The sequence below is a fragment of the Rhizobium sp. A37_96 genome (genome assembly GCF_053521765.1).
Genome location: NZ_JBNWDS010000002.1, coordinates 993,368 through 1,011,235 on the forward strand (window position 1 = coordinate 993,368; position 17,868 = coordinate 1,011,235).

The 17,868-nt window shown below is 62.4% G+C and carries 19 protein-coding genes; 5 read left to right on the plus strand and 14 right to left on the minus strand.

Annotated elements, in window-relative coordinates:
* From ACQZ6J_RS11285 to ACQZ6J_RS11300, 4 genes are read right to left on the minus strand one after another with little or no spacing between them, the layout of a single operon-like run.
* Complete coding sequence (locus ACQZ6J_RS11285) at nucleotides 1–1,248, minus strand: RNA polymerase sigma factor (RefSeq protein WP_449084173.1); 1,248 nt, start codon at nucleotides 1,246–1,248, stop codon at nucleotides 1–3.
* Between the two features lie 5 nt (nucleotides 1,249–1,253).
* Nucleotides 1,254–1,631 (minus strand): YciI family protein, encoded by a 378-nt coding sequence (locus ACQZ6J_RS11290; RefSeq protein ID WP_449084039.1) that lies wholly within the window; start codon nucleotides 1,629–1,631, stop codon nucleotides 1,254–1,256.
* Between the two features lie 17 nt (nucleotides 1,632–1,648).
* Nucleotides 1,649–2,011 (minus strand): YciI family protein, encoded by a 363-nt coding sequence (locus ACQZ6J_RS11295; RefSeq protein ID WP_449084041.1) that lies wholly within the window; start codon nucleotides 2,009–2,011, stop codon nucleotides 1,649–1,651.
* A gap of 10 nt (nucleotides 2,012–2,021) precedes the next feature.
* Nucleotides 2,022–2,381 (minus strand): YciI family protein, encoded by a 360-nt coding sequence (locus tag ACQZ6J_RS11300; RefSeq protein ID WP_449084043.1) that lies wholly within the window; start codon nucleotides 2,379–2,381, stop codon nucleotides 2,022–2,024.
* A gap of 156 nt (nucleotides 2,382–2,537) precedes the next feature.
* On the opposite strand from ACQZ6J_RS11300, the gene ACQZ6J_RS11305 reads away from it, so the two are divergent.
* Nucleotides 2,538–2,768 (plus strand): hypothetical protein, encoded by a 231-nt coding sequence (locus tag ACQZ6J_RS11305; protein ID WP_449084045.1) that lies wholly within the window; start codon nucleotides 2,538–2,540, stop codon nucleotides 2,766–2,768.
* 17 nt (nucleotides 2,769–2,785) lie between these two features.
* Here the strand turns inward: ACQZ6J_RS11305 and ACQZ6J_RS11310 are convergent, their stop codons facing one another.
* The 3 genes from ACQZ6J_RS11310 to ACQZ6J_RS11320 form a co-directional block, all read right to left on the minus strand.
* Nucleotides 2,786–4,288, minus strand: a complete 1,503-nt coding sequence (locus tag ACQZ6J_RS11310; protein WP_449084047.1) for an AMP nucleosidase — start codon at nucleotides 4,286–4,288, stop codon at nucleotides 2,786–2,788.
* Between the two features lie 119 nt (nucleotides 4,289–4,407).
* The gene (locus ACQZ6J_RS11315) at nucleotides 4,408–4,584 is read right to left on the minus strand and encodes a hypothetical protein (RefSeq protein ID WP_204326898.1); all 177 of its coding nucleotides are present in this window, start codon (nucleotides 4,582–4,584) and stop codon (nucleotides 4,408–4,410) included.
* A gap of 206 nt (nucleotides 4,585–4,790) precedes the next feature.
* Nucleotides 4,791–5,129 (minus strand): DUF2147 domain-containing protein, encoded by a 339-nt coding sequence (locus ACQZ6J_RS11320; protein ID WP_163994395.1) that lies wholly within the window; start codon nucleotides 5,127–5,129, stop codon nucleotides 4,791–4,793.
* A 465-nt stretch (nucleotides 5,130–5,594) separates the two neighbouring features.
* Here ACQZ6J_RS11320 and ACQZ6J_RS11325 point away from each other — a divergent pair, with 465 nt between their 5' ends.
* The gene (locus ACQZ6J_RS11325) at nucleotides 5,595–5,858 is read left to right on the plus strand and encodes a sel1 repeat family protein (protein WP_112797009.1); all 264 of its coding nucleotides are present in this window, start codon (nucleotides 5,595–5,597) and stop codon (nucleotides 5,856–5,858) included.
* Between the two features lie 231 nt (nucleotides 5,859–6,089).
* Here the strand turns inward: ACQZ6J_RS11325 and ACQZ6J_RS11330 are convergent, their stop codons facing one another.
* Together ACQZ6J_RS11330 and ACQZ6J_RS11335 are read right to left on the minus strand one after the other, a co-directional pair.
* Nucleotides 6,090–7,202, minus strand: a complete 1,113-nt coding sequence (locus ACQZ6J_RS11330; protein ID WP_449084050.1) for a pyridoxal phosphate-dependent aminotransferase — start codon at nucleotides 7,200–7,202, stop codon at nucleotides 6,090–6,092.
* Nucleotides 7,203–7,316: 114 nt separating this feature from the next.
* Complete coding sequence (locus tag ACQZ6J_RS11335; RefSeq protein WP_449084052.1) at nucleotides 7,317–8,261, minus strand: AraC family transcriptional regulator; 945 nt, start codon at nucleotides 8,259–8,261, stop codon at nucleotides 7,317–7,319.
* Nucleotides 8,262–8,338: 77 nt separating this feature from the next.
* Between ACQZ6J_RS11335 and ACQZ6J_RS11340 the strand changes: the two genes are divergently transcribed.
* Nucleotides 8,339–9,166 carry an oxidoreductase gene (locus ACQZ6J_RS11340; protein WP_449084054.1) on the plus strand — a complete coding sequence of 276 codons (828 nt, stop codon included), beginning with the start codon at nucleotides 8,339–8,341 and terminating at the stop codon, nucleotides 9,164–9,166.
* 97 nt (nucleotides 9,167–9,263) lie between these two features.
* Here ACQZ6J_RS11340 and ACQZ6J_RS11345 read toward each other — a convergent pair whose 3' ends face one another.
* The gene (locus ACQZ6J_RS11345; protein ID WP_204326899.1) at nucleotides 9,264–9,656 is read right to left on the minus strand and encodes a PilZ domain-containing protein; all 393 of its coding nucleotides are present in this window, start codon (nucleotides 9,654–9,656) and stop codon (nucleotides 9,264–9,266) included.
* Between the two features lie 310 nt (nucleotides 9,657–9,966).
* On the opposite strand from ACQZ6J_RS11345, the gene ACQZ6J_RS11350 reads away from it, so the two are divergent.
* Complete coding sequence (locus ACQZ6J_RS11350) at nucleotides 9,967–10,404, plus strand: glyoxalase superfamily protein (protein ID WP_163994408.1); 438 nt, start codon at nucleotides 9,967–9,969, stop codon at nucleotides 10,402–10,404.
* A gap of 65 nt (nucleotides 10,405–10,469) precedes the next feature.
* A complete protein-coding gene (locus ACQZ6J_RS11355; RefSeq protein WP_449084057.1) occupies nucleotides 10,470–11,837 on the plus strand; it encodes an MATE family efflux transporter in 1,368 nt (455 codons plus the stop codon).
* 226 nt (nucleotides 11,838–12,063) lie between these two features.
* Here ACQZ6J_RS11355 and iolB read toward each other — a convergent pair whose 3' ends face one another.
* The 4 genes from iolB to ACQZ6J_RS11375 form a co-directional block, all read right to left on the minus strand.
* The gene (gene iolB / locus ACQZ6J_RS11360; RefSeq protein ID WP_449084059.1) at nucleotides 12,064–12,861 is read right to left on the minus strand and encodes a 5-deoxy-glucuronate isomerase; all 798 of its coding nucleotides are present in this window, start codon (nucleotides 12,859–12,861) and stop codon (nucleotides 12,064–12,066) included.
* A 72-nt stretch (nucleotides 12,862–12,933) separates the two neighbouring features.
* On the minus strand, nucleotides 12,934–13,851 hold the full coding sequence (gene iolE / locus ACQZ6J_RS11365; RefSeq protein WP_163994414.1) for a myo-inosose-2 dehydratase: 918 nt from the start codon (nucleotides 13,849–13,851) through the stop codon (nucleotides 12,934–12,936).
* A gap of 66 nt (nucleotides 13,852–13,917) precedes the next feature.
* Entirely contained in the window at nucleotides 13,918–15,768 is a 1,851-nt protein-coding gene (gene iolD, locus ACQZ6J_RS11370; RefSeq protein WP_449084061.1) for a 3D-(3,5/4)-trihydroxycyclohexane-1,2-dione acylhydrolase (decyclizing), read from the minus strand.
* Between the two features lie 25 nt (nucleotides 15,769–15,793).
* On the minus strand, nucleotides 15,794–17,728 hold the full coding sequence (locus ACQZ6J_RS11375; protein WP_449084063.1) for a bifunctional 5-dehydro-2-deoxygluconokinase/5-dehydro-2-deoxyphosphogluconate aldolase: 1,935 nt from the start codon (nucleotides 17,726–17,728) through the stop codon (nucleotides 15,794–15,796).
* Nucleotides 17,729–17,868: the final 140 nt, after the last annotated feature.

The window sequence follows — 17,868 nt, forward strand, 5'->3', positions numbered from 1 at the left end:
CTATTGGCGAGCCGTGTCGTCGAGTTCCGCCAGGCGCTTGCGCAGAAATGCCTGCTCCGGTCCTTGCTGGCACAGTGAAAGCGCCGTTTCGTAGGCCTGCCGCGCTTCGTCCGGCCGTCCGAGCCGGCGCAGGAAATCGGCTTTCGCGGCATGGCCGAGGTGATATCGCGCCATGCGCTCTTCGTGGAGCAGCCGTTCGACGATTGAAAGCGCCGCCGCAGGGCCGTCGCGCATGGAAACGGCCACGGCCCGATTGAGTTCGATCACCGGGGAGGGACTGGCCGTCAGCAGCAGGTCGTAGAGCGTCACCAACTGCCGCCAGTCGGTATCGTCTGAAGTCTCCGCGCGGGCATGTTCTGCCGCGATTGCGGCTTGCAGCGCATAGCTGCCGACGCTTTCCGCCGCCATCGCCAGGGCCGCTAGCGCCAAGCCTTCCCGGATCTGGCCGCGATCCCAAAGTGTGCGATCCTGATCGGCAAGCAGCACGAGATCGCCGGCCACGTCGGTGCGCGCAAGCCGCCGTGAATCCTGCAGTAGCATGATTGCCAGCAGCCCTTCGACCTCCGAATCCGGCAGCAACTGCAACAGCAGCCTGCCGAGCCGAATGGCCTCGGCCGCGAGATCGGCGCGGACGATGGCCGGGCCGGAGGATGCGGAATAGCCTTCGTTGAAGACGAGGTAGATGACATGCAGCACCTGCGCCAGCCGCTCCGGCAGCTCGGCCTTGCCGGGCACCTCGTAGGGGATATGGGCTGCGCGGATGCGGTTCTTGGCGCGGACGATGCGTTGAGCGACGGTTGGCGCCGGGATCAGGAAGGCATGGGCGATCTCTTCCGTCGTCAGCCCGCAGACCTCGCGCAACGCCATCGCCATGCGTGCCTCCGCCGGGATGAGGGGATGGCAGCAGGTGAAGATCAGCCGCAGCATGTCGTCCTCGATCTCCTGGCTTTCGGCGATCTCCATCGCCTCTCCCTCCGGGTAAAGGCTGTCGGCAATGTCCGAACGAGCGGCGTCGAAACGCGTTCGCCGCCTTATGTGGTCGATGGCGCGAAAGCGCCCGGCGGAGACGAGCCAGGCGTAGGGATTGGCGGGAATCGTCTCCTCCGTCCATTGCTGCGCCGCCGCGGCGAAGGCATCGTGGAGCGCTTCCTCCGCCCGGTCGAAATCGCCGAGCAGACGGATCAGCGTTGCCAGCACGCGGCGCGAGTGGCTGCGATAGATGCCTTCGATGGTCTGGCTCGGCGACACGGGCGTCAATATGTCTCCGCCAGGTCGCCCTGAAGGGTCAGGATACGAACCGGACGAATTTCTATGGCGCCGTAACGCGCCGAGGGAATGCCTCGGGCGATATCGGCCGCGCTATCCAGATCCGGCGCCTCGATGAGATAGAAACCGGCCAGATATTCCTTCGTCTCCACGAACGGCCCGTCCGTCACCGAAAATGCGTCGCCATCCGGTCGGATGACGATCGATTTGTTTCGAAGCTCCAGTGCATCCGAAACGATCAGGGTGCCGTCCTGCCGCAGGCCTTCGTCATAGACGAAATGCTCGCCGATCAGGTGGTTCATCTCGCTTGGCGTCAGCCGTCCGTCGACATCGACGGATGTGTAGATCAGGCATAGAAACCGCATGTCTTTTCCTTTCTCAGTCATTCGTCCGGAAAGCGGATATCGAAGGCGGCGCGCACCTCGATCATGCCGTAGCGGGCAACGGGGAAGGTGGCCGCTATTCGCGTCGCTTCCTCCATGTCCCGCGCCTCGATCAGCACGAAGCCGCCGAGATGCTCCTTTATTTCAGCGAAAGGGCCGTCGGTGACGGCAGCTTCGCCCCTGCGCACGCGAACCGTTCTCGCGGTGTGCGGCTCGCGCAGCGCGTTGGCGACGATGATGTGGCCGCTGTCGCGCAGCCGGTTGTCGTTGTCGATCGAATCCTGGGTCAGCTTTCGCCCTTCCTCTACGGAAAGCTTGGCGATCTCGGCGGTTTCGAACCAGACCTGGCAAAGGAATTTCATCGCGGCCTCCTCAAGCGTCCGGGCCGAAAGAATAGATCGGCCGCACCTCGATGCTGCCGAGCTTGGCGAGCGGAATGCCCGCCGCAACGCGGATCGCATCGTTCAGGTCTTTCGCTTCGATCAGGATGAAGCCGCCGAGATATTCCTTGGTTTCGATAAAGGGTCCGTCCGTCACCGATGTCTCGCCGTTGCGAACCCGCACCGTCACCGCCGAGCGTGGCGATTGCAGCGCTTCGGCATGGATCATGTGGCCGCTCGCTGTCAGGTCGCGGTCATAGCCGAGTGAATCCGAATCCAGCCTGTGCTTTTCCTCTTTCGTCATGGTGTCGAGCACCGTGCCGTCGAACCAGACCTGGCAGAGATATTTCATCACAGCGTCTCCTCTCTCGATTTTGCTGACAGCCATAGACGAGCGGCCGCCAAGCAAATCGACATCCCGATCCGCAGCATGACAAAAATTTCCAGCTCTGTCGAAAACGAACGACGCCGGTCGACCAGTTCCGTCATCACCAGAGGAGTGACGGAAATGTACAGCCTGGAAGCTGCAATCGTGCATTACTGGCAAAGAAAGACGTTGTCGGAAGCGGAACTGCTGGAAGCGGCGGATGCCGGGAGGGTCGTGTTCCGTATCTGGATCGGACTTGCGGGTTTCGCCCTGCTGATCCTGTGCCTGAACCTAGGGGCCGCGCCAAACGACGAACGGCCGCAAGTCGCGGCCGCTGGCAGGATGATTTCGGTGTCCGTTGACGGACAATAGGCTCGAAGCCCCGGCGCCTATTGGAACGCCGTTTCGAAGAAGCTGCGCAGCTTGCGCGAATGCAGCTTCTCCGGCGGCATTTCGGCCAGCTTCTGGATGGCGCGGATACCGATCTGCAGATGCTGGTTCACCTGCGTGCGGTAGAAGGCGGTCGCCATCCCCGGCAGCTTCAGCTCGCCGTGTAGCGGCTTGTCCGAGACGCAGAGCAGCGTGCCGTAGGGAACGCGGAAACGGAAGCCGTTGGCGGCGATCGTCGCCGATTCCATGTCGAGGGCAACGGCGCGGGCCTGCGACAGGCGCTTGACCGGGCCTGCCTGGTCGCGCAGTTCCCAGTTGCGGTTGTCGATGGTGCCGACGGTCCCCGTGCGCATGATGCGCTTCAGCTCGAAGCCCTCATAGCCGGTGATTTCGGCAACGGCGGCTTCCAGCGCCACCTGCACTTCGGCCAGCGCCGGGATCGGCACCCAGACCGGCAGGTCGTCGTCCAGAACGTGATCCTCGCGCATATAGGCATGGGCGAGCACGTAGTCGCCGAGCCGCTGGCTGTTGCGCAGGCCGGCGCAGTGGCCGAGCATCAGCCATGCATGCGGGCGCAGCACGGCGACGTGGTCGGTAATCGTCTTGGCGTTGGAGGGACCGACACCGATGTTGATCATGGTGATGCCGGCATGTCCCTTCTTCTTCAGATGGTAGGCCGGCATCTGCGGCAGCCGTGGCGGCGTCGTGTCGCCCTCCGGCTGGCTTGCGCCGGCCGGCGTGATGATGTTGCCGGGCTCGACGAAGGCTGTGTAGCCGTCACCGCCCTTGGCCATCAGGTCGCGCGCCCACTTGCAGAACTCGTCGATGTAGAACTGGTAGTTCGTGAACAGCACGAAATTCTGGAAATGCGCGGCACTTGTTGCCGTGTAGTGGACGAGACGGGCCAGCGAATAGTCGATGCGCTGCGCCGTGAAGGGCGCAAGCGGCGACGGCTCGCCCGGCGGCGGGATGTATTCGCCGTTGGCGATCTCGTCGTCGGTGGTGTTCAGGTCAGGCGTATCGAAGAGGTCGCGCAGCGGAATGTCCTCGAAGGCCGTGGCGGATGCTTCCACGTAGGCGCCTTCGCCGAATGCGAAGTGCAGCGGGATCGGCGTGGTCGATTCCGACACCACCACCGGCACCTTATGGCTGCGCATCAGCAGCGTCAGCTGCTCCTTGAGGTAGTGCTTGAAGAGGTTGGGGCGGGTGATCGTCGTCGTATAGACGCCCGGCGCCGTGACATGGCCGTAGGAAAGGCGCGAATCGACATGGCCGAAGCTTGTCGTCTCGATGCTGACCTGCGGATAGAAGGCCCGGTAGCGCGCCGTGACCGGCGAGCCCTTGGCGAGCCTGGTGAAATTCTCGATCAGGAACGCGGTATTGCGCTCGTAGAGCTCCGTCAGCGCTTCGACGGCTTTGCCCGGATCATCGAAGGTGCGCGGCTGGAACGGGCTTGGGGAGGAGATGTCGTTGGGTGAAAAAGAAGAGATTCTGTTGCTCATGCGCCATTATAGAGTGTCGTCGGTTACAAGCAAACGACGTTGCAAGCCATGGTTCGGATTCTCGCAGCTATTTTTGCAGCCATCCCCAAGGCTCGCGCGGCGCCATGCGCAGGCGTTCGTTACTGTATGGTCGTGCAATATGGCGTGCCGGCCTCAACGCAGGTGAAGCTTGCTCCGAAATGCGATTGCGCGCCGCTGCGGCCCGCGTGTTCTACCGCAACCGAGAAGCTGAATGCAAAGATGGCGGCAAACAGCATGATGATGACGAAACGCCGTGCCATGATGATCGAGTTCATGTTCCTGGCCCTACCCAGTGCCCTATACTGGACACTGTTTTGCCATGGTCAGGCTGAACAGGTGCTGAGATACCGGTTCATCTAGCGTTCAGAAATATTACCGGTTTCGAACCGATGCATACGCCCGTCCTTGGGCAAGCAACAAGGATCCGCCTGCCGATGGCGGGCGGATCCGAAAGGCTTTTCCGGAAGAGGAAAGCGTCGTCTCAGAGCCTCGTCCAGGTCTGAGACTTGCAGAATACCTTGAGCACGCAGCCCTTCATCCTCACGCTATTGCCGCTCACGGTGCCGGAGCCGCTATAGGTCTTGTCTTCGGAGGGGTCGGTGAGTTCGCCGGTATAGCTGCTGCCCTTGCCCTGCATCTTGCCGATCTGCCTGCCGGCATATTTGCCTGTTTTCAACGTCACGCAATAGCTGTCGGCGCAGGGGGCGATGACGGCGGTGTCGCCGTCGAGCGTTTTCCAGTTGCCGACGATCGGCTCTTCGGCAAAGGCCGCGCTCGTGCTCATCAGCAGTGCGGCGGCAAGAATGGTGGCACGGATCATAGCGTTGTTCCTTCCCGGACGCGGCCCGGCACGACCGCCGGAAACGCGCGCGAGATTATCTGACGCGAACGTAAAGGTAAATATGGTTCTCGGAGCACAAAACTGCTGTCCCAGCGGGTTTCCGCGCATCGTCGAAACACAGCATCGAATTGGAGCGTGCTCTTTTTATGATGAAGGAAGAGTTTAAATCCAAATCCTAACGAAACGTAAAGACCGCCCGAAAATCCTTAATTTGCAAGGGAAGCGATGTTTAACAAAATCCCAAGTTTACCAAGCATTTGCACTTTGTTTGCATCGAATTAATCATGCATTTTAGGCGTTTTTTGAAAGCCGTCTGCGATAGTGAAGCCATCAAACGAGCGGGGCAAACCCGCCGGCCGGAAGAACCGGAAAGCCGCGAACGACGGCAAGGTTCGGACGGAAAACAGGGCAGATACGAACAGAAGTAAGACAGGGACAAAACCGATGGCACGCTTTGAAACGCCGATGTCTGGAATGGCTATGATGGGTGGTAACAGCGCCGATGCCCTTTGCGAACTGGGCGTGAACTACGCGACCGGCAGGGGCTGCGCCGCAGACCTCGTTGCCGCCCATAAATGGTTGAATATCGCCGCCATCCGTGGCAGCGAGCGCGCCGCCGAGCTTCGTGCCGACGTCGCCGCGACCTTGACCAAGATGCAGCTCGCAGCAGCGCTGCGCGCCGCCCGCGAATGGATGACGACGCACTGACGCGTGCCGCAAGGAATACGACTTACCGACTGATCTCGAAGGAGGGGATGTCGGCGGTCGAGGGAGAGGCGAGCGCCGAAATGATGAAAACCGCGACCGGCCGGAACAAGGCCGGCGCGGTTTCGTCGTTTCAAGGCAGTTTCAGGAAAGGTGCACAGCGGCTTTCCCTCCGCAATCGCATGGGAAGATCGACGTGCGGCGATAGGGCGAGCTGCCGGATCGCCGCAGGCGTCAGCCGATCGCCTTCAGCACCTTTGGCAAGGCTTCGGCCAGAAGATCCAGGTCCTGTCCGGGGCCGACGCTGACGCGGATGCAGCGGTTGAGCGGCGCCACGCCCGGCATGCGTATGAAGACGCCATGCTGGATCAGCCCGTCGACGATCGCGCGCGCATAGAGGCCGTCCCGGCCGCAATCGATGGCGACGAAATTGGTGGCGGAGGCGAGAGGCAGCAGCCCGTTGTCGCGGGCAATCGCGCCGATATCCTCGCGCGCGCTCCGGATCCTGCCGACCACGTCGGAAAGATAGGCCTGGTCCTTCAGTGCGGCGAGAGCCGCCACGGTCGCCAGCCTGTTCATGCCGAAATGATTGCGGATCTTGTCGAAGGTCAGCACGGTCTCGGGCATGCCGATGGCGTAGCCGACGCGGGCGCCAGCCAGCCCGTAAGCCTTGGAGAAGGTGCGGGTGCGCAGGACGTTCGGCAGGTCGATCAAGGCGGAGATATCAGGCAGCGAGCTTGCGGGCCCGGTCTCGCTATAGGCTTCGTCGAGGATCAGCAGGCAGTTTTCCGGCAGGGCGCGGGCAAAGGCGACGATCTTGTCCGCTTCCCACCAGCTTCCCATCGGATTGTCGGGATTGGCGAAATAGACGAGCGGCGCATTCTCGCGCTTGACCGCTTCCAGCAACCCATCGAGGTCTTCGCGATCATTGACATAGGGCACGGTGACAAGCCGGCCGCCGAAGCCTGCGACATGGAAATTGAAGGTGGGATAGCCGCCGAGCGAGGTGACGACCGGCGTGCCCGGTTCGATGACCATGCGTGCGATCAGGCCGAGCAGGCTGTCGATGCCTTCGCCGACGGCGATATTGGCCGCCTGAACGCCGAGATGTGCCGCAAGCGCCTGCTTCAGCTCGAAATTTTCCGGATCGTTGTACATCCAGATGTCGCCCGCCTGCTCGCGCATGGCGGCGAGAACGGAAGGCGCCGGCCCGAAACCGTTTTCATTGGCGCCGATGCGGGCTTTGACGCTCAGCCCGCGCTGGCGCTCCAGCGCTTCGGGGCCGACGAAGGGTACGGTGGAGGGAAGGGCGCTGATCAGCGGCGTGAAGCGCGAGAAGGCGGACATGCTGGCTTTGTTTCCCGAATTCAGTTGCAAGGCGCAGCACAATAGGCCCTTGGCGGACCGTTGCAAGAGCGGAAAGGCGCGGCTTGCGGATTGTGCCAGCAGCAGCCAATCCCGTCAGGATCGCAGGGCGAGTTCGCCGAGATGTCGCCGCACCCATTTCACTTCTTCCGAAGCCGTGCGGTGGAAATGTCGCTTGAAGTCGCGGCTGAATTGGGCAGCGCTGACATAACCGACCGATAGCGCCACATCCGCAATTGTCCGGTCCTGGCGGGCCATCATCAGCCTTGCCTCGTGAAGTCGCATCGCCTTGATGTATTGCATGGGGCTGCTGCCCGTCAGCGCCTTGAAATGCGCGTGATAGGAAGGGACGCTCATCCCCGCGTCGCGAGCGAGGTCTGTCACCGAAACCTCCGAATTGTAGGCTTCCCGCAGCCGACCGAGGCTCTGCACGATCCTCCCCGATGGACCTCTTTGCCGAAGCGCTGAAATCAAAGCGGCGCCCTGCGGGCCGACGAGCACGCGGTAGTGCAGCTCGCGCAAGATGCCTGCGCCCAGAACCGCCGTCTCCATGGGGTCGCCGAGTGTCCGCAATAGCCGCAGCACGACATCCTCGATAGCCGGTTCCATTCTGCTCGAGACGAGGCTTTTCGCCTTGTCGGGTGCCGGCCCGGAGCGCCGCATTTCCACTTCCGAGGCGACCTCCGCGCCCAGCGTCATGTCGAACTCGATATAGACGGCAAGCAATGGCCGTTCCGGGCTGGCAACGGATTCCATCCGGAATGGAACGGGCACCGACACCGCCAGATAATGCTCCTCGTCGTAGAGATAGGCTTCGCCCTCAAGCATGCCCTGCTTGCGGCCCTGCAACACGAAGACCGCACCCGGCTTGTAGAGGACAGGAACGTCGTGGAGGACCGTTTCGGTCCGGAGGATGTGGACGTCGGAAAGCCCGGTCGGATTGTAACCCTGACGGGGGGCGAGATGCCCCGCCAGTTCCACAAGTTCGCCGCGCTTCGTCCGCCCGGTCTCGATGCTCATAGGATTTGGCAAGCTATTCATAGGTTCTGCAATCGTTATGCGCCGATACTCAGACTATCAGTCAAAAACATCGAGCAATCAACAAGAGAGTATCAACGATGTCACGGAAGACCTTCTTCATTACAGGTGCCAATTCAGGCTTCGGTCTTGCTATTGCGGCGGCCGCGAGTGCTAAGGGGCATAAGGTGGTTGGCACCGTCCGCTCGGAGGCATCGCGGGCAAGCCTGGCCGAGCGCCTGCCGGCTGTCAGTCCTGCCTTGTGCGACGTGACCGAATTCGAGCGGATACCCGACGTCGTCGAACAGGCCGAGAGAGACCACGGACCGGTGGACGTCCTCGTCAACAACGCCGGCTACGGTCACGAGGGCGTCCTCGAGGAGTCGCCGCTCGAAGAGATGCGGCGCCAGTTCGACGTGAACGTCTTCGGCGCGGTTGCGGTCGCCAAGGCTTTCCTGCCGCGGTTCCGCCAGAGGCGCCACGGCTTCATCCTGAACGTCACGTCGATGGGCGGCATGATCACCATGCCCGGCATCGGCTATTACTGCGGCAGCAAGTTCGCGCTTCAAGGCATATCGGAAGTGATGCGCGCGGAGATGGCGCCGTTCGGCGTACATGTCGCGACGCTTTGCCCCGGCTCCTTCCGCACGGACTGGGCGGGGCGCTCGATGGTGCGGACCGAGAGGTCCATCGCCGATTACGACGCGCTGTTCGATCCCATTCGCGAGGCGCGACAGGCGAGAAGCGGCAAGCAGCTCGGCGATCCCGACAAGCTCGCGGCAGCCGTTCTGAACCTGGTTGAAGACAACGATCCGCCGCCGCAGCTCCTGCTTGGCAGCGATGCGTTTAAACTCGTATCGGAGAGGATCGCGCGCCTGCAGCAGGAGATCGAGGCGTGGAAATCCGTCACCATCTCGACCGATGGCTGACGGTGTAGCGCTAAAGAACTCTGCCGCGATACGTTAGGCCATTTCTGCGATGTCGAAAGCCATCGCAGAAATGGCCGTTTACGATATCTGAATTGGCCTATTGTCTCTTGCCGCGTGCGGCCAGCGCTTCGGCATTTCCGATCATGAAGTCGGCACGTACGACGCGGCGCAAGGTTTCCGGTTCGATCAGGTTGATGAAGCGGACGTGGACGCGGTTGCCGTTGCGGCTGACTTCGGCGCAGGCGATGCGGTAGGCAAGGCCGAGGATGTTCAGATAGTAGTGGGTCGGCAGGCCGACGGTGGTGCCGACGATGAAGCTGGCGCCGCCACGCGAGATATCGGTAATCTCGGCGCTGCGCATCGAAATGCCGGTGAGACAGGGACGGACGGCCACGAGACGCGCTGGCCTCTGGACGTAGAAACGTTCCCAGCTTCGTTCGTAAACTTCGGATTTGACTTTCGCCAGATGGGTTGCGCGAAGCATTGTCATTCCCTGTTGAAAAACAGACCGAATTCATTTCGGTTACACCATGAACCTTGCACGGAGATTTTGCGGAAGCGTCAATTCCATTGGTAGAATTTTAACGGGTTCGTCTTTTGTCCCGATTTGAGCGCATCTTGACAGCAAAGCCTGCTTCGATCATACGAACGGACGGTTCGAGGCGCCTGCTGCTCGCGGATGAAAATCCAAGGTGAAGTCCTCGCTGTTTCTGGTCACGGCCACATAGGGCATGCTGACTGACGGTAATGCGAGCTCCGTTTCACGGTCTTAATTGCGTGCCTTAGCAAAGGCTGATCCTATGACGACGACTTATCCGTCCATAGATGAATTGAAGGCCCAGGCCCGACGTCTGCGTCAGGCCATGGCCGAGCGCGGCGACGACATGAGCCACTCGACGGCGCTGGAACTCATCGCCAAGCAACATGGGCTGCGTGACTGGAACACGCTCTCGGCGCTTGCGGCAAAACCGAACGACGGGCCGGATGCGCCCTTCGATGTCGGCTCCGCCGTGCGCGGGCGCTACCTGAACAAGCCGTTCACGGGTAAGGTTCTGGCGATGTCGGCGAAATCCGGCGGGCTTTATCGGATTACCATCCATTTCGATGAACCGGTCGATGTGGTGGAATTCGAGAGCTTCTCGGCATTTCGCCAGCGCATCAACGCCCAGGTCGATGCCGATGGCATTTCGCCGCGCAAGACATCGAACGGCGTGCCCCACCTGGTTCTCGACATCTAACGTTCACCCTTTATCGATACGCCGCTATCTTCGCTGATAGCGAGCGATTCCGTCTGGATACCACCATGACACGTCATACTGAAAGCAACATGTTCCTCACCGGCTGGCTGCCCGGCGTCTTTGCCAAGACAGCCGCACCGATCATCGTCATCACGACGGTCAGCGGCCTCTTTGCCGTCGTCGATGCCTATTTCCTCGGCGTCTATGTCGGGGCCAATGCGCTGTCCGCGGTCAGCCTCATCTTCCCCGCGCTCATGCTGCTGATTGCACTGCAGACGCTGGTTTCGAACGGCATGGCGAGCATTCTCGCCCGCCGTCTCGGGGCCGGCGATCACGCTGGCGCGCGAGCGGTGTTTACCGGCGCCCACGCGCTGGCGATCGCCGTCGTGATCGCCGTCAATCTCGTCTACTGGCTCGCAGGGCGGCAGCTCATTGCCGTCGCGGCGGCGGGAAACGCCGATGTCGCCCGAAGCGCCGAGGCTTTCATGGGCGTCATGGTCGCCTTCGCGCCCATCAGCTTCTTTCTCTCGCTGCATCTCGATGGGCTGCGCTGCGAGGGAAAGCTCGGCTTCATGACGCTGGTGACGCTTGCCTCGACGCTGCTCAACATTCTGGCAAACTGGCTGTTGATGGCGGTGGCGCACTGGGGCGTCGTCGGCTCCGCCGGCGGCTCCATCCTGGCGCAATTCATCTGCCTGTCGATCGTCATCGTGTACCGTCTGCGTCGCCTCGGCGCGCTTTCGATCGGCCGGGGGCTGCATCTGCGCGAGTGGCGCGGCATCTTCGCCTTCGGGGCACCGATGAGCCTCGGCTTCATCGGCATTTCGCTAAGCTCGGCGGCGATCCTTTTCAATCTGTCGATCTGGCACCAGGGGGACTATGTCGCGACCGTCGGCGCCTATGGGATCGTGACGCGCGTGATGACCTTCGCCTACCTGCCGCTTTTGGGCCTGAGCATCGCGCTGCAGACCATATCGGGCCACAACCATGGTGCTGCCCTTCCGGCCCGCGTCGGCCATAGCGTGCTGATCGCCCTGGTCTCTGCCTTGGTCTACTGCGCCGCCGTCGAACTTGTCGTCGAGCTGCTGGCGGGGCACTTGGGGTCGATCTTCGTGGCCGATCCGGTGATCGTCGAGGAAGTCGGCCGTATCCTGCCCTGGACAATCGGCGCCTATTTCCTTTTCGGCCAGGCGCTCATCCTGTCGTCCTATTTCCAGTCGATCGGCGATGCGAAGCGCGGCGCGATCTTCGGCCTGTCGCGGCCCTATCTCTTCACTCTGCCGCTGACATTCCTTTTGCCGCTCGTCTTCGGCGAACGGGGAATCTGGATGACGCCGATCTTCGCCGAAGCGGGAATGATCCTGCTCACCTGGCTGGTGCTGTCGCGCAATGCCAGGGATCGGAACTGGCGCTACGGCCTGCTGCCCGTATGAAATGGAAAAGGCCGCGCTTTCGGGCGCGGCCTTTTTGTTGTTGGGGAGCTTTGGGGACTATCCTCGCCCTTCGAGGCTTCGCTCCTCAGGGTGAGGATAGAGCGCATCTGTCCTGTGAAGCTGGCTCAGTGTGCTGCCTTGCGTAGGAAACTAGCCCTCATGGTGAGGAGGCCCAAAGGGCCGTCTCGAACCACGAGGGCGGATGGTCAATAACCGCGACACGACCTCAGGATTTGAGCAGCCACTCATGCTCCACGGCATTGTGGAATTTCCAGATGCGCTTCGGACCGGCCATGACGTTGAGATAATAGAGATCGTAGCCGTGGCAGGCGGCGCAGGGATGATATCCCTTCGGCACCAGCGTCACATCGCCATCCTCCAGCACCATGACCTCGTCCAGCGACCGGTCGTCCGTATAGACGCGCTGGAAGCCGAAGCCCTGCGGCGGGTTGAGGCGATGGTAGTAGGTTTCCTCCAGGAGGCTCTCGTTCGGGAGGTTGTCCTGATCGTGCTTGTGGGGAGGGTAGGACGAGGTGTGCCCGCCCGGCGTGATGACCTCCACGACCAGCAGCGAATGCGCCGCGCCATCGTCTTCCGGCATGATGTTGTTGACGTAGCGGACATTCGTGCCCTTGCCGCGCGTCAGTGCCGGATGCGTACCCGGCGGAATGGCGCGCGCCTCATGGGAGTCGCCGCCGGGTGCCGAGCAGACGGCGAGTTCCAGATCGGTTTCTGCCGTCACCGACCAGCTTGAACCGGCCGGAATATAGAGCGCGTGCGGAGCGCCCTCGAATGGGCTCATGCGTCCGCCGAGCAAGCCGAAATCCTTCGTGCCCGCCTTGGCGCTTCCCTTGCCGCTGACCCATACGAGGCAGACTTCGCGGTCGCCGGTTTCAGCCGAGGCCGTTTCGCCCGGCTTCAGGCGATAAAGGTCGAAGCCGACATAGGTCCAGCCGGCGCTTTCGGGCGTGACATGGGTGACGCGGCCATGGGTGCCGTCTGGTTTGACCTTGAGATTTGGCATGGATGTTCTTCCTCCTTGCTTGGAAAACGCCCTTCGCCATCCTTCGATGCGGCGACGGGCACTCGTCTTCCGCTATCCCTTGGGAAAGCCTTCGGTTTCAACCGTGTAGCCCGCTGCCGTCATGACGCGCATCAATTCGGCATGGCCGATCTCGGCCATCTTCTGCGGTGGCGCCTTGCGCGGGTCCTGCTCGGCCTCGACCACGAACCAGCCTTCATAGCCGTAGTCGGCGAAGCGCTTGACGATGGCGCCGAAATCGAGCGAGCCGTCGCCCGGCACCGTGAACGCGCCGAGCGCGACGGCATCGAGGAAGGACTGCCGGCTGCGATCCAGCCCATCGACGACAGGCTTGCGGATATCCTTGACGTGGACGTGGTTGATGCGGGCGTGGTGGTTGTCGATGGCGCGCAGCACGTCGCCGCCTGCAAAGGCCAGGTGACCGGCATCGAGCAGCAGCGGAATGCCGGCGCCGGAATTGCGCATGAAGGCGTCGAGTTCCGGCTCGGTTTCGACGACGGCTGCCATGTGATGATGGTAGGAGAGCGGCATGCCCTGCGAGGCGCACCATTCGCCGAACTCGGTGACGCGGCGGGCATAGGCCTTCATCTCGTCATCCGAAAGGCGCGGCTTGGTCGCCAGCGGCTTGGAGCGGTCGCCCTGAATGGAACGGCCGACTTCGCCATAGACGATGCAGGGCGCGTTAACGGCCTTGAACAGCTCGATCATCGGCGCGATGCGGTCCTTGTTCGCGGCAAGCTCTTCATTGACGAGCGTGCCCGAAAACCAGCCGCCGCAGAGCGTCACGTCGGCGGCGCGCAGGATCGGCAGCATCTCTTCGGGATTGCTCGGGAAGCGCCGGCCCTGTTCCATGCCGGTAAAGCCCGCGCCGCGCGATTGCCGCAGGCATTCCTCGAGGGATACGTCGTCGCTGAGCTCCGGAAGATCGTCGTTCCACCAGGCGATGGGCGACATGCCGAGTTTAGCCTTCATCAATGGTCTCCTTGAAAATAGTATTGGAGGAGCCGAGACGCTCCCCCAGCAAATGACGAAAATCGATCAGCCGATGCGCTGGGAAGCGCGCGCCTTTTCATACGCGGCGCGGGCCTTGTTGACCTCGGCGCGCGGGCTGACCTCGGGAACGGCGACATCCCACCAATGGCCGCCTGCGTCCGTGGTGATCAGCGGGTCGGTGTCGATGACGATGACCGAGCTGCGGTCGTTCTGCTTCGAAGCTTCGATGGCCTGTTCCAGCTCCGTGATGGAGGAAACCTTCACGGCAATCGCGCCCATGCTTTCCGCATGTGCCCGGAAGTCGATCTCCGGCATCACCTCGTAACGCGAATCCTTCAGCAGATTGTTGAAGTTCGCGCCGCCGGTTGCCATCTGCAGGCGGTTGATGCAGCCATAGCCGCGGTTGTCGAGCAGCACGACGGTCAGCTTCAAGCCGAGCATGACAGACGTCGCCAGTTCGGAATTCAGCATCATGTAGGAGCCGTCGCCGACCATGACGACGACATCCTTCTCCGGCCGTGCCATCTTCACGCCAAGCCCGCCGGCGATCTCGTAGCCCATGCAGGAGAAGCCGTATTCCATGTGGTAGCTGCCGGGCACGGTCGCCGGCCAGAGCTTGTGCAGCTCGCCGGGCAGGCCGCCGGCCGCGCAAACCAAAATGCTGTTCTCGCCGCCGAGCGTGCGCGTGACGGCGCCGATGACCTGGGCGTCGGAGGGCAGGGCGGCATTCGTCGTCGCCATCGCCTTGGCGGCTGCCTCCAGCCAAATCTTCTTTTCGCGCGTGGCCTTCTCGGCGAGCGAGGCCGGCGCGCGCCAGCCCGTCAGGCCGGCGGAAAGCGCCTTCAGGCCCACCCGCGCATCCGTCACCAACGGGTGACTGTTGTGCTTGAGGGCGTCGTAGGCCGCGATGTTGAGGCCGATCATGGCCAGCTTCTCGTTCTTGAATAGCGCCCAGGAGCCGGTGGTAAAGTCCTGGCAGCGTGTGCCCACGGCGATCACCAGATCGGTGTCCTCGGCAATGGCATTGGCGGCCGACGTGCCTGTCACGCCGACAGAGCCGAGCGCCAGCGGATGCGCCTCGTCGATGGCCGACTTGCCGGCCTGCGTGACGACGACGGGAATGTCGTGCGCCTCGGCAAAAGCGGCCAGCTCCTTCGTCGCCTGCGAGTAGAGCACGCCGCCGCCGGCGAGGATAACCGGCTTTTCCGAGCGACGGATCAGCGCGATGGCGTTGGCAAGCTCGTCGGCATCCGGCTGCGGGCGACGCTGCGCCCAGACATGCTCTTCGAAGAAGCTTTCCGGATAATCGAACGCCTCAGCCTGCACGTCCTGGCAGAGAGAAAGCGTCACCGGGCCGCAATCGAGCGGATCGGTCAGCACCTGCATGGCGCGCTTCAGCGCCGTCATGATCTGCTCGGGGCGGGTGATGCGGTCGAAATAGCGGGAAACGGAACGGAAGGCATCGTTGGCCGAGACGGTGCCGTCACCGAAATCCTCGATCTGCTGCAGCACCGGATCGGGCGCGCGATTGGCGAAGACGTCGCCTGGCAGGAGCAGGACCGGGATGCGGTTGACATGCGCGACGCCGGCCGCCGTCACCATATTCAGCGCACCGGGGCCGATGGAGGTCGTGCAGGCCATGAAGCGCTGGCGGAAGCTCGCCTTGGCAAAGGCCACGGCGGCATGGGCCATGCCCTGCTCGTTGTGAGCGCGGAAGGTCGGCAGTTCCTCGCGCACCTGATAGAGCGCCTCGCCGATGCCGGCGACGTTGCCGTGACCGAAGATCGCCCAGACACCGCCGAAGATCGGCTGCTTCTGCCCGTCGATAATGGTCATCTGCTTCTTGAGGAAATGCGCGACGGCCTGTGCCATCGTCAATCGAATCGTCTTGCCCATCGGGCGCCTCCCAAATGCTAGAATGTCACAGGCCGCGGGTTTTAAGCCACGCCGCCGTCAATTGGCGGAAACGGCCGGCCATGTCGGCAATCGCTTCCTCGTCGTTCATGCCGCCCGACAGCCATGCGCGGGCCGTATCGGAGAAGATGGTGCGCCCGACGGCGAAACCCTTGACCGATGGTGCCGCCAGTGTCGCCTCGAAGCTGCGGATCAATTCCTCCGCCGGCGCCTCCAGTCCCAGCAGCACGATACCCCGGCACCATGGATCATTTTTGGCGATCACGGCATCGATTTTTTTCCAAGCGACGGTCGATTCCTGCGGCTCCAGCTTCCACCAGTCCGGCTTGATGCCGAGCGCGTACAGCTCTTCCATCGCCGTCGGGATGGTGTCGTCGGTCAGCGGTCCGTTCTTGCCGGCGATGATCTCGATCAGAAGCTCGCGGCCGACCTTGCGGGCCGCTTCGAACAGCGTCCGCAGCTTCTCCTGCTGCTCCGTCTTCAGCTCCTTCGGATCGTCCGGATGGTAGAAGCAGAGGCATTTGATGCAGTGGTTGAGCGGCCATTCGACAAGCTGCGAACCGATGTCCTGGCTGAATTCGAATCTCATCGGCTTCGATCCCGGCAGCTCGACGGGCCGTCCGATCCAGGAGAAATTCTTGGTTGCGGCGTCGAAGAAGGCATCGCGGCCGAAGCGTTCGTCGATCAGCATGCCGTAGCCAGGCCGACCGTCCGCCACCCTTGCCGCCGCCTCGACGGCCAGTCGCTTGAAGGCAACGATCCTGTCGTGGCCGATGCCCAGCTCGTCGGCGACGCTGACGAGCTGCGAGCGGTGATCGATGGCAAGCGCCATCAGCAACGGGATCTCGTCGTTGCGGCGGGTCGTTGCCCAATGGATATGGTTGATCGCCTCGTCCTTGCGCAGCGCCTTGTGCCGGCTGCCCGTCTTCAGGAAGAAGTCGAGTTCGGTCCAGGTCGGATATTCCGGCGAGCAGAGCAGGCGGGAGACGGCAAAGGCACCGCAGGCATTCGCCCAGGTGGCGCAGGTCTTCAGCGGTTCGCCGCGCAGATAGCCGCGCAGGAAGCCGGACATGAACGCGTCGCCCGCGCCGAGAACATTGAACACCTCGATCGGGAACCCCTGGCCGACAATGCCGGCTTCGAGATCGTCGGAGATTGCGCCTTCGTAGACGATGCAGCCCATGGCGCCGCGCTTCAATACGATGACCGCGGATGAAAGGCGGCGGATTTCCTTCAGGGCGCCGAGCACGTCGTCCGCACCCGAGGCGATCATGATCTCCTCTTCCGTCCCGATGATCAGATCGCAGTCCGGCAGCGTCTCCTTCATCTTGGCGGAAACGCGATCAGACTTCACATAGCGCTCGAAACCCTCGGCATGGCCGGCAAGGCCCCAGAGGTTCGGCCGATAGTCGATATCGAAGATCACCCTGCGGCCGTTCGCCTTGGCGATGCGGATCGCCTTGCGCTGGGCTGCCTCGGTGTTGGGCTTGGAAAAATGCGTGCCGGAAACGAGAACGGAGCTGGAGGATTTGATGAAGTCCTCGTCGATATCGCTTTCCTCGAGCGCCATGTCGGCGCAGTCGGAACGATAGAAGATCATCGGCGAGACGCCTTCGGCTTCGACGGCGAGCAGCACCAGCGCCGTCAGCCTGGCCTTGTCCGTGACGATCCCGTCGACGGCGACGCCTTCACGCGCCGATTGTTCGCGGATGAAGCGGCCCATCTGCTCGTCGCCGACACGGGTGATGAGGCCGGATTTCAGGCCGAGCCGCGCCGTGCCGATGGCAATGTTGGCCGGGCAGCCGCCGACCGACTTGGCAAACGAGGCGATGTCTTCCAGTCGCGAGCCGATCTGCTGACCGTAAAGATCGACGGAAGACCGGCCGATGGTAATCACATCGAGTTTCGCCTCCGGCCGAGCGCCCGGATTGTCGTGTGCCATGATGTCCTCCCGTCCATGCATGACCTCTTTTGCTCTTCAGCTTGCGCCGAGATCATGCGTTATTGAAAGTGCCGGTATTCGTTTCGTCCCGGTTGCGGCGGATCGGGCGGCCATTTCCCACAGTCGCGATCCCGGTTGTA

Bases quoted from the DNA above. Each gene is read 5' to 3' on its own strand.
- ACQZ6J_RS11300 (WP_449084043.1), bottom strand. From the start codon at position 2,381: ATGAAATATCTCTGCCAGGTCTGGTTCGACGGCACGGTGCTCGACACC.
- ACQZ6J_RS11330 (WP_449084050.1), bottom strand. From the start codon at position 7,202: ATGTCCGCCTTCTCGCGCTTCACGCCGCTGATCAGCGCCCTTCCCTCC.
- ACQZ6J_RS11340 (WP_449084054.1), top strand. From the start codon at position 8,339: ATGTCACGGAAGACCTTCTTCATTACAGGTGCCAATTCAGGCTTCGGT.
- ACQZ6J_RS11310 (WP_449084047.1), bottom strand. From the start codon at position 4,288: ATGAGCAACAGAATCTCTTCTTTTTCACCCAACGACATCTCCTCCCCA.
- ACQZ6J_RS11355 (WP_449084057.1), top strand. From the start codon at position 10,470: ATGACACGTCATACTGAAAGCAACATGTTCCTCACCGGCTGGCTGCCC.
- ACQZ6J_RS11320 (WP_163994395.1), bottom strand. From the start codon at position 5,129: ATGATCCGTGCCACCATTCTTGCCGCCGCACTGCTGATGAGCACGAGC.
- ACQZ6J_RS11315 (WP_204326898.1), bottom strand. From the start codon at position 4,584: ATGAACTCGATCATCATGGCACGGCGTTTCGTCATCATCATGCTGTTT.
- ACQZ6J_RS11295 (WP_449084041.1), bottom strand. From the start codon at position 2,011: ATGAAATTCCTTTGCCAGGTCTGGTTCGAAACCGCCGAGATCGCCAAG.
- ACQZ6J_RS11345 (WP_204326899.1), bottom strand. From the start codon at position 9,656: ATGACAATGCTTCGCGCAACCCATCTGGCGAAAGTCAAATCCGAAGTT.
- ACQZ6J_RS11350 (WP_163994408.1), top strand. From the start codon at position 9,967: ATGACGACGACTTATCCGTCCATAGATGAATTGAAGGCCCAGGCCCGA.
- ACQZ6J_RS11290 (WP_449084039.1), bottom strand. From the start codon at position 1,631: ATGCGGTTTCTATGCCTGATCTACACATCCGTCGATGTCGACGGACGG.
- ACQZ6J_RS11335 (WP_449084052.1), bottom strand. From the start codon at position 8,261: ATGAATAGCTTGCCAAATCCTATGAGCATCGAGACCGGGCGGACGAAG.
- iolE (WP_163994414.1), bottom strand. From the start codon at position 13,851: ATGAAGGCTAAACTCGGCATGTCGCCCATCGCCTGGTGGAACGACGAT.
- ACQZ6J_RS11375 (WP_449084063.1), bottom strand. From the start codon at position 17,728: ATGGCACACGACAATCCGGGCGCTCGGCCGGAGGCGAAACTCGATGTG.
- ACQZ6J_RS11305 (WP_449084045.1), top strand. From the start codon at position 2,538: ATGTACAGCCTGGAAGCTGCAATCGTGCATTACTGGCAAAGAAAGACG.
- iolB (WP_449084059.1), bottom strand. From the start codon at position 12,861: ATGCCAAATCTCAAGGTCAAACCAGACGGCACCCATGGCCGCGTCACC.
- iolD (WP_449084061.1), bottom strand. From the start codon at position 15,768: ATGGGCAAGACGATTCGATTGACGATGGCACAGGCCGTCGCGCATTTC.
- ACQZ6J_RS11325 (WP_112797009.1), top strand. From the start codon at position 5,595: ATGGCACGCTTTGAAACGCCGATGTCTGGAATGGCTATGATGGGTGGT.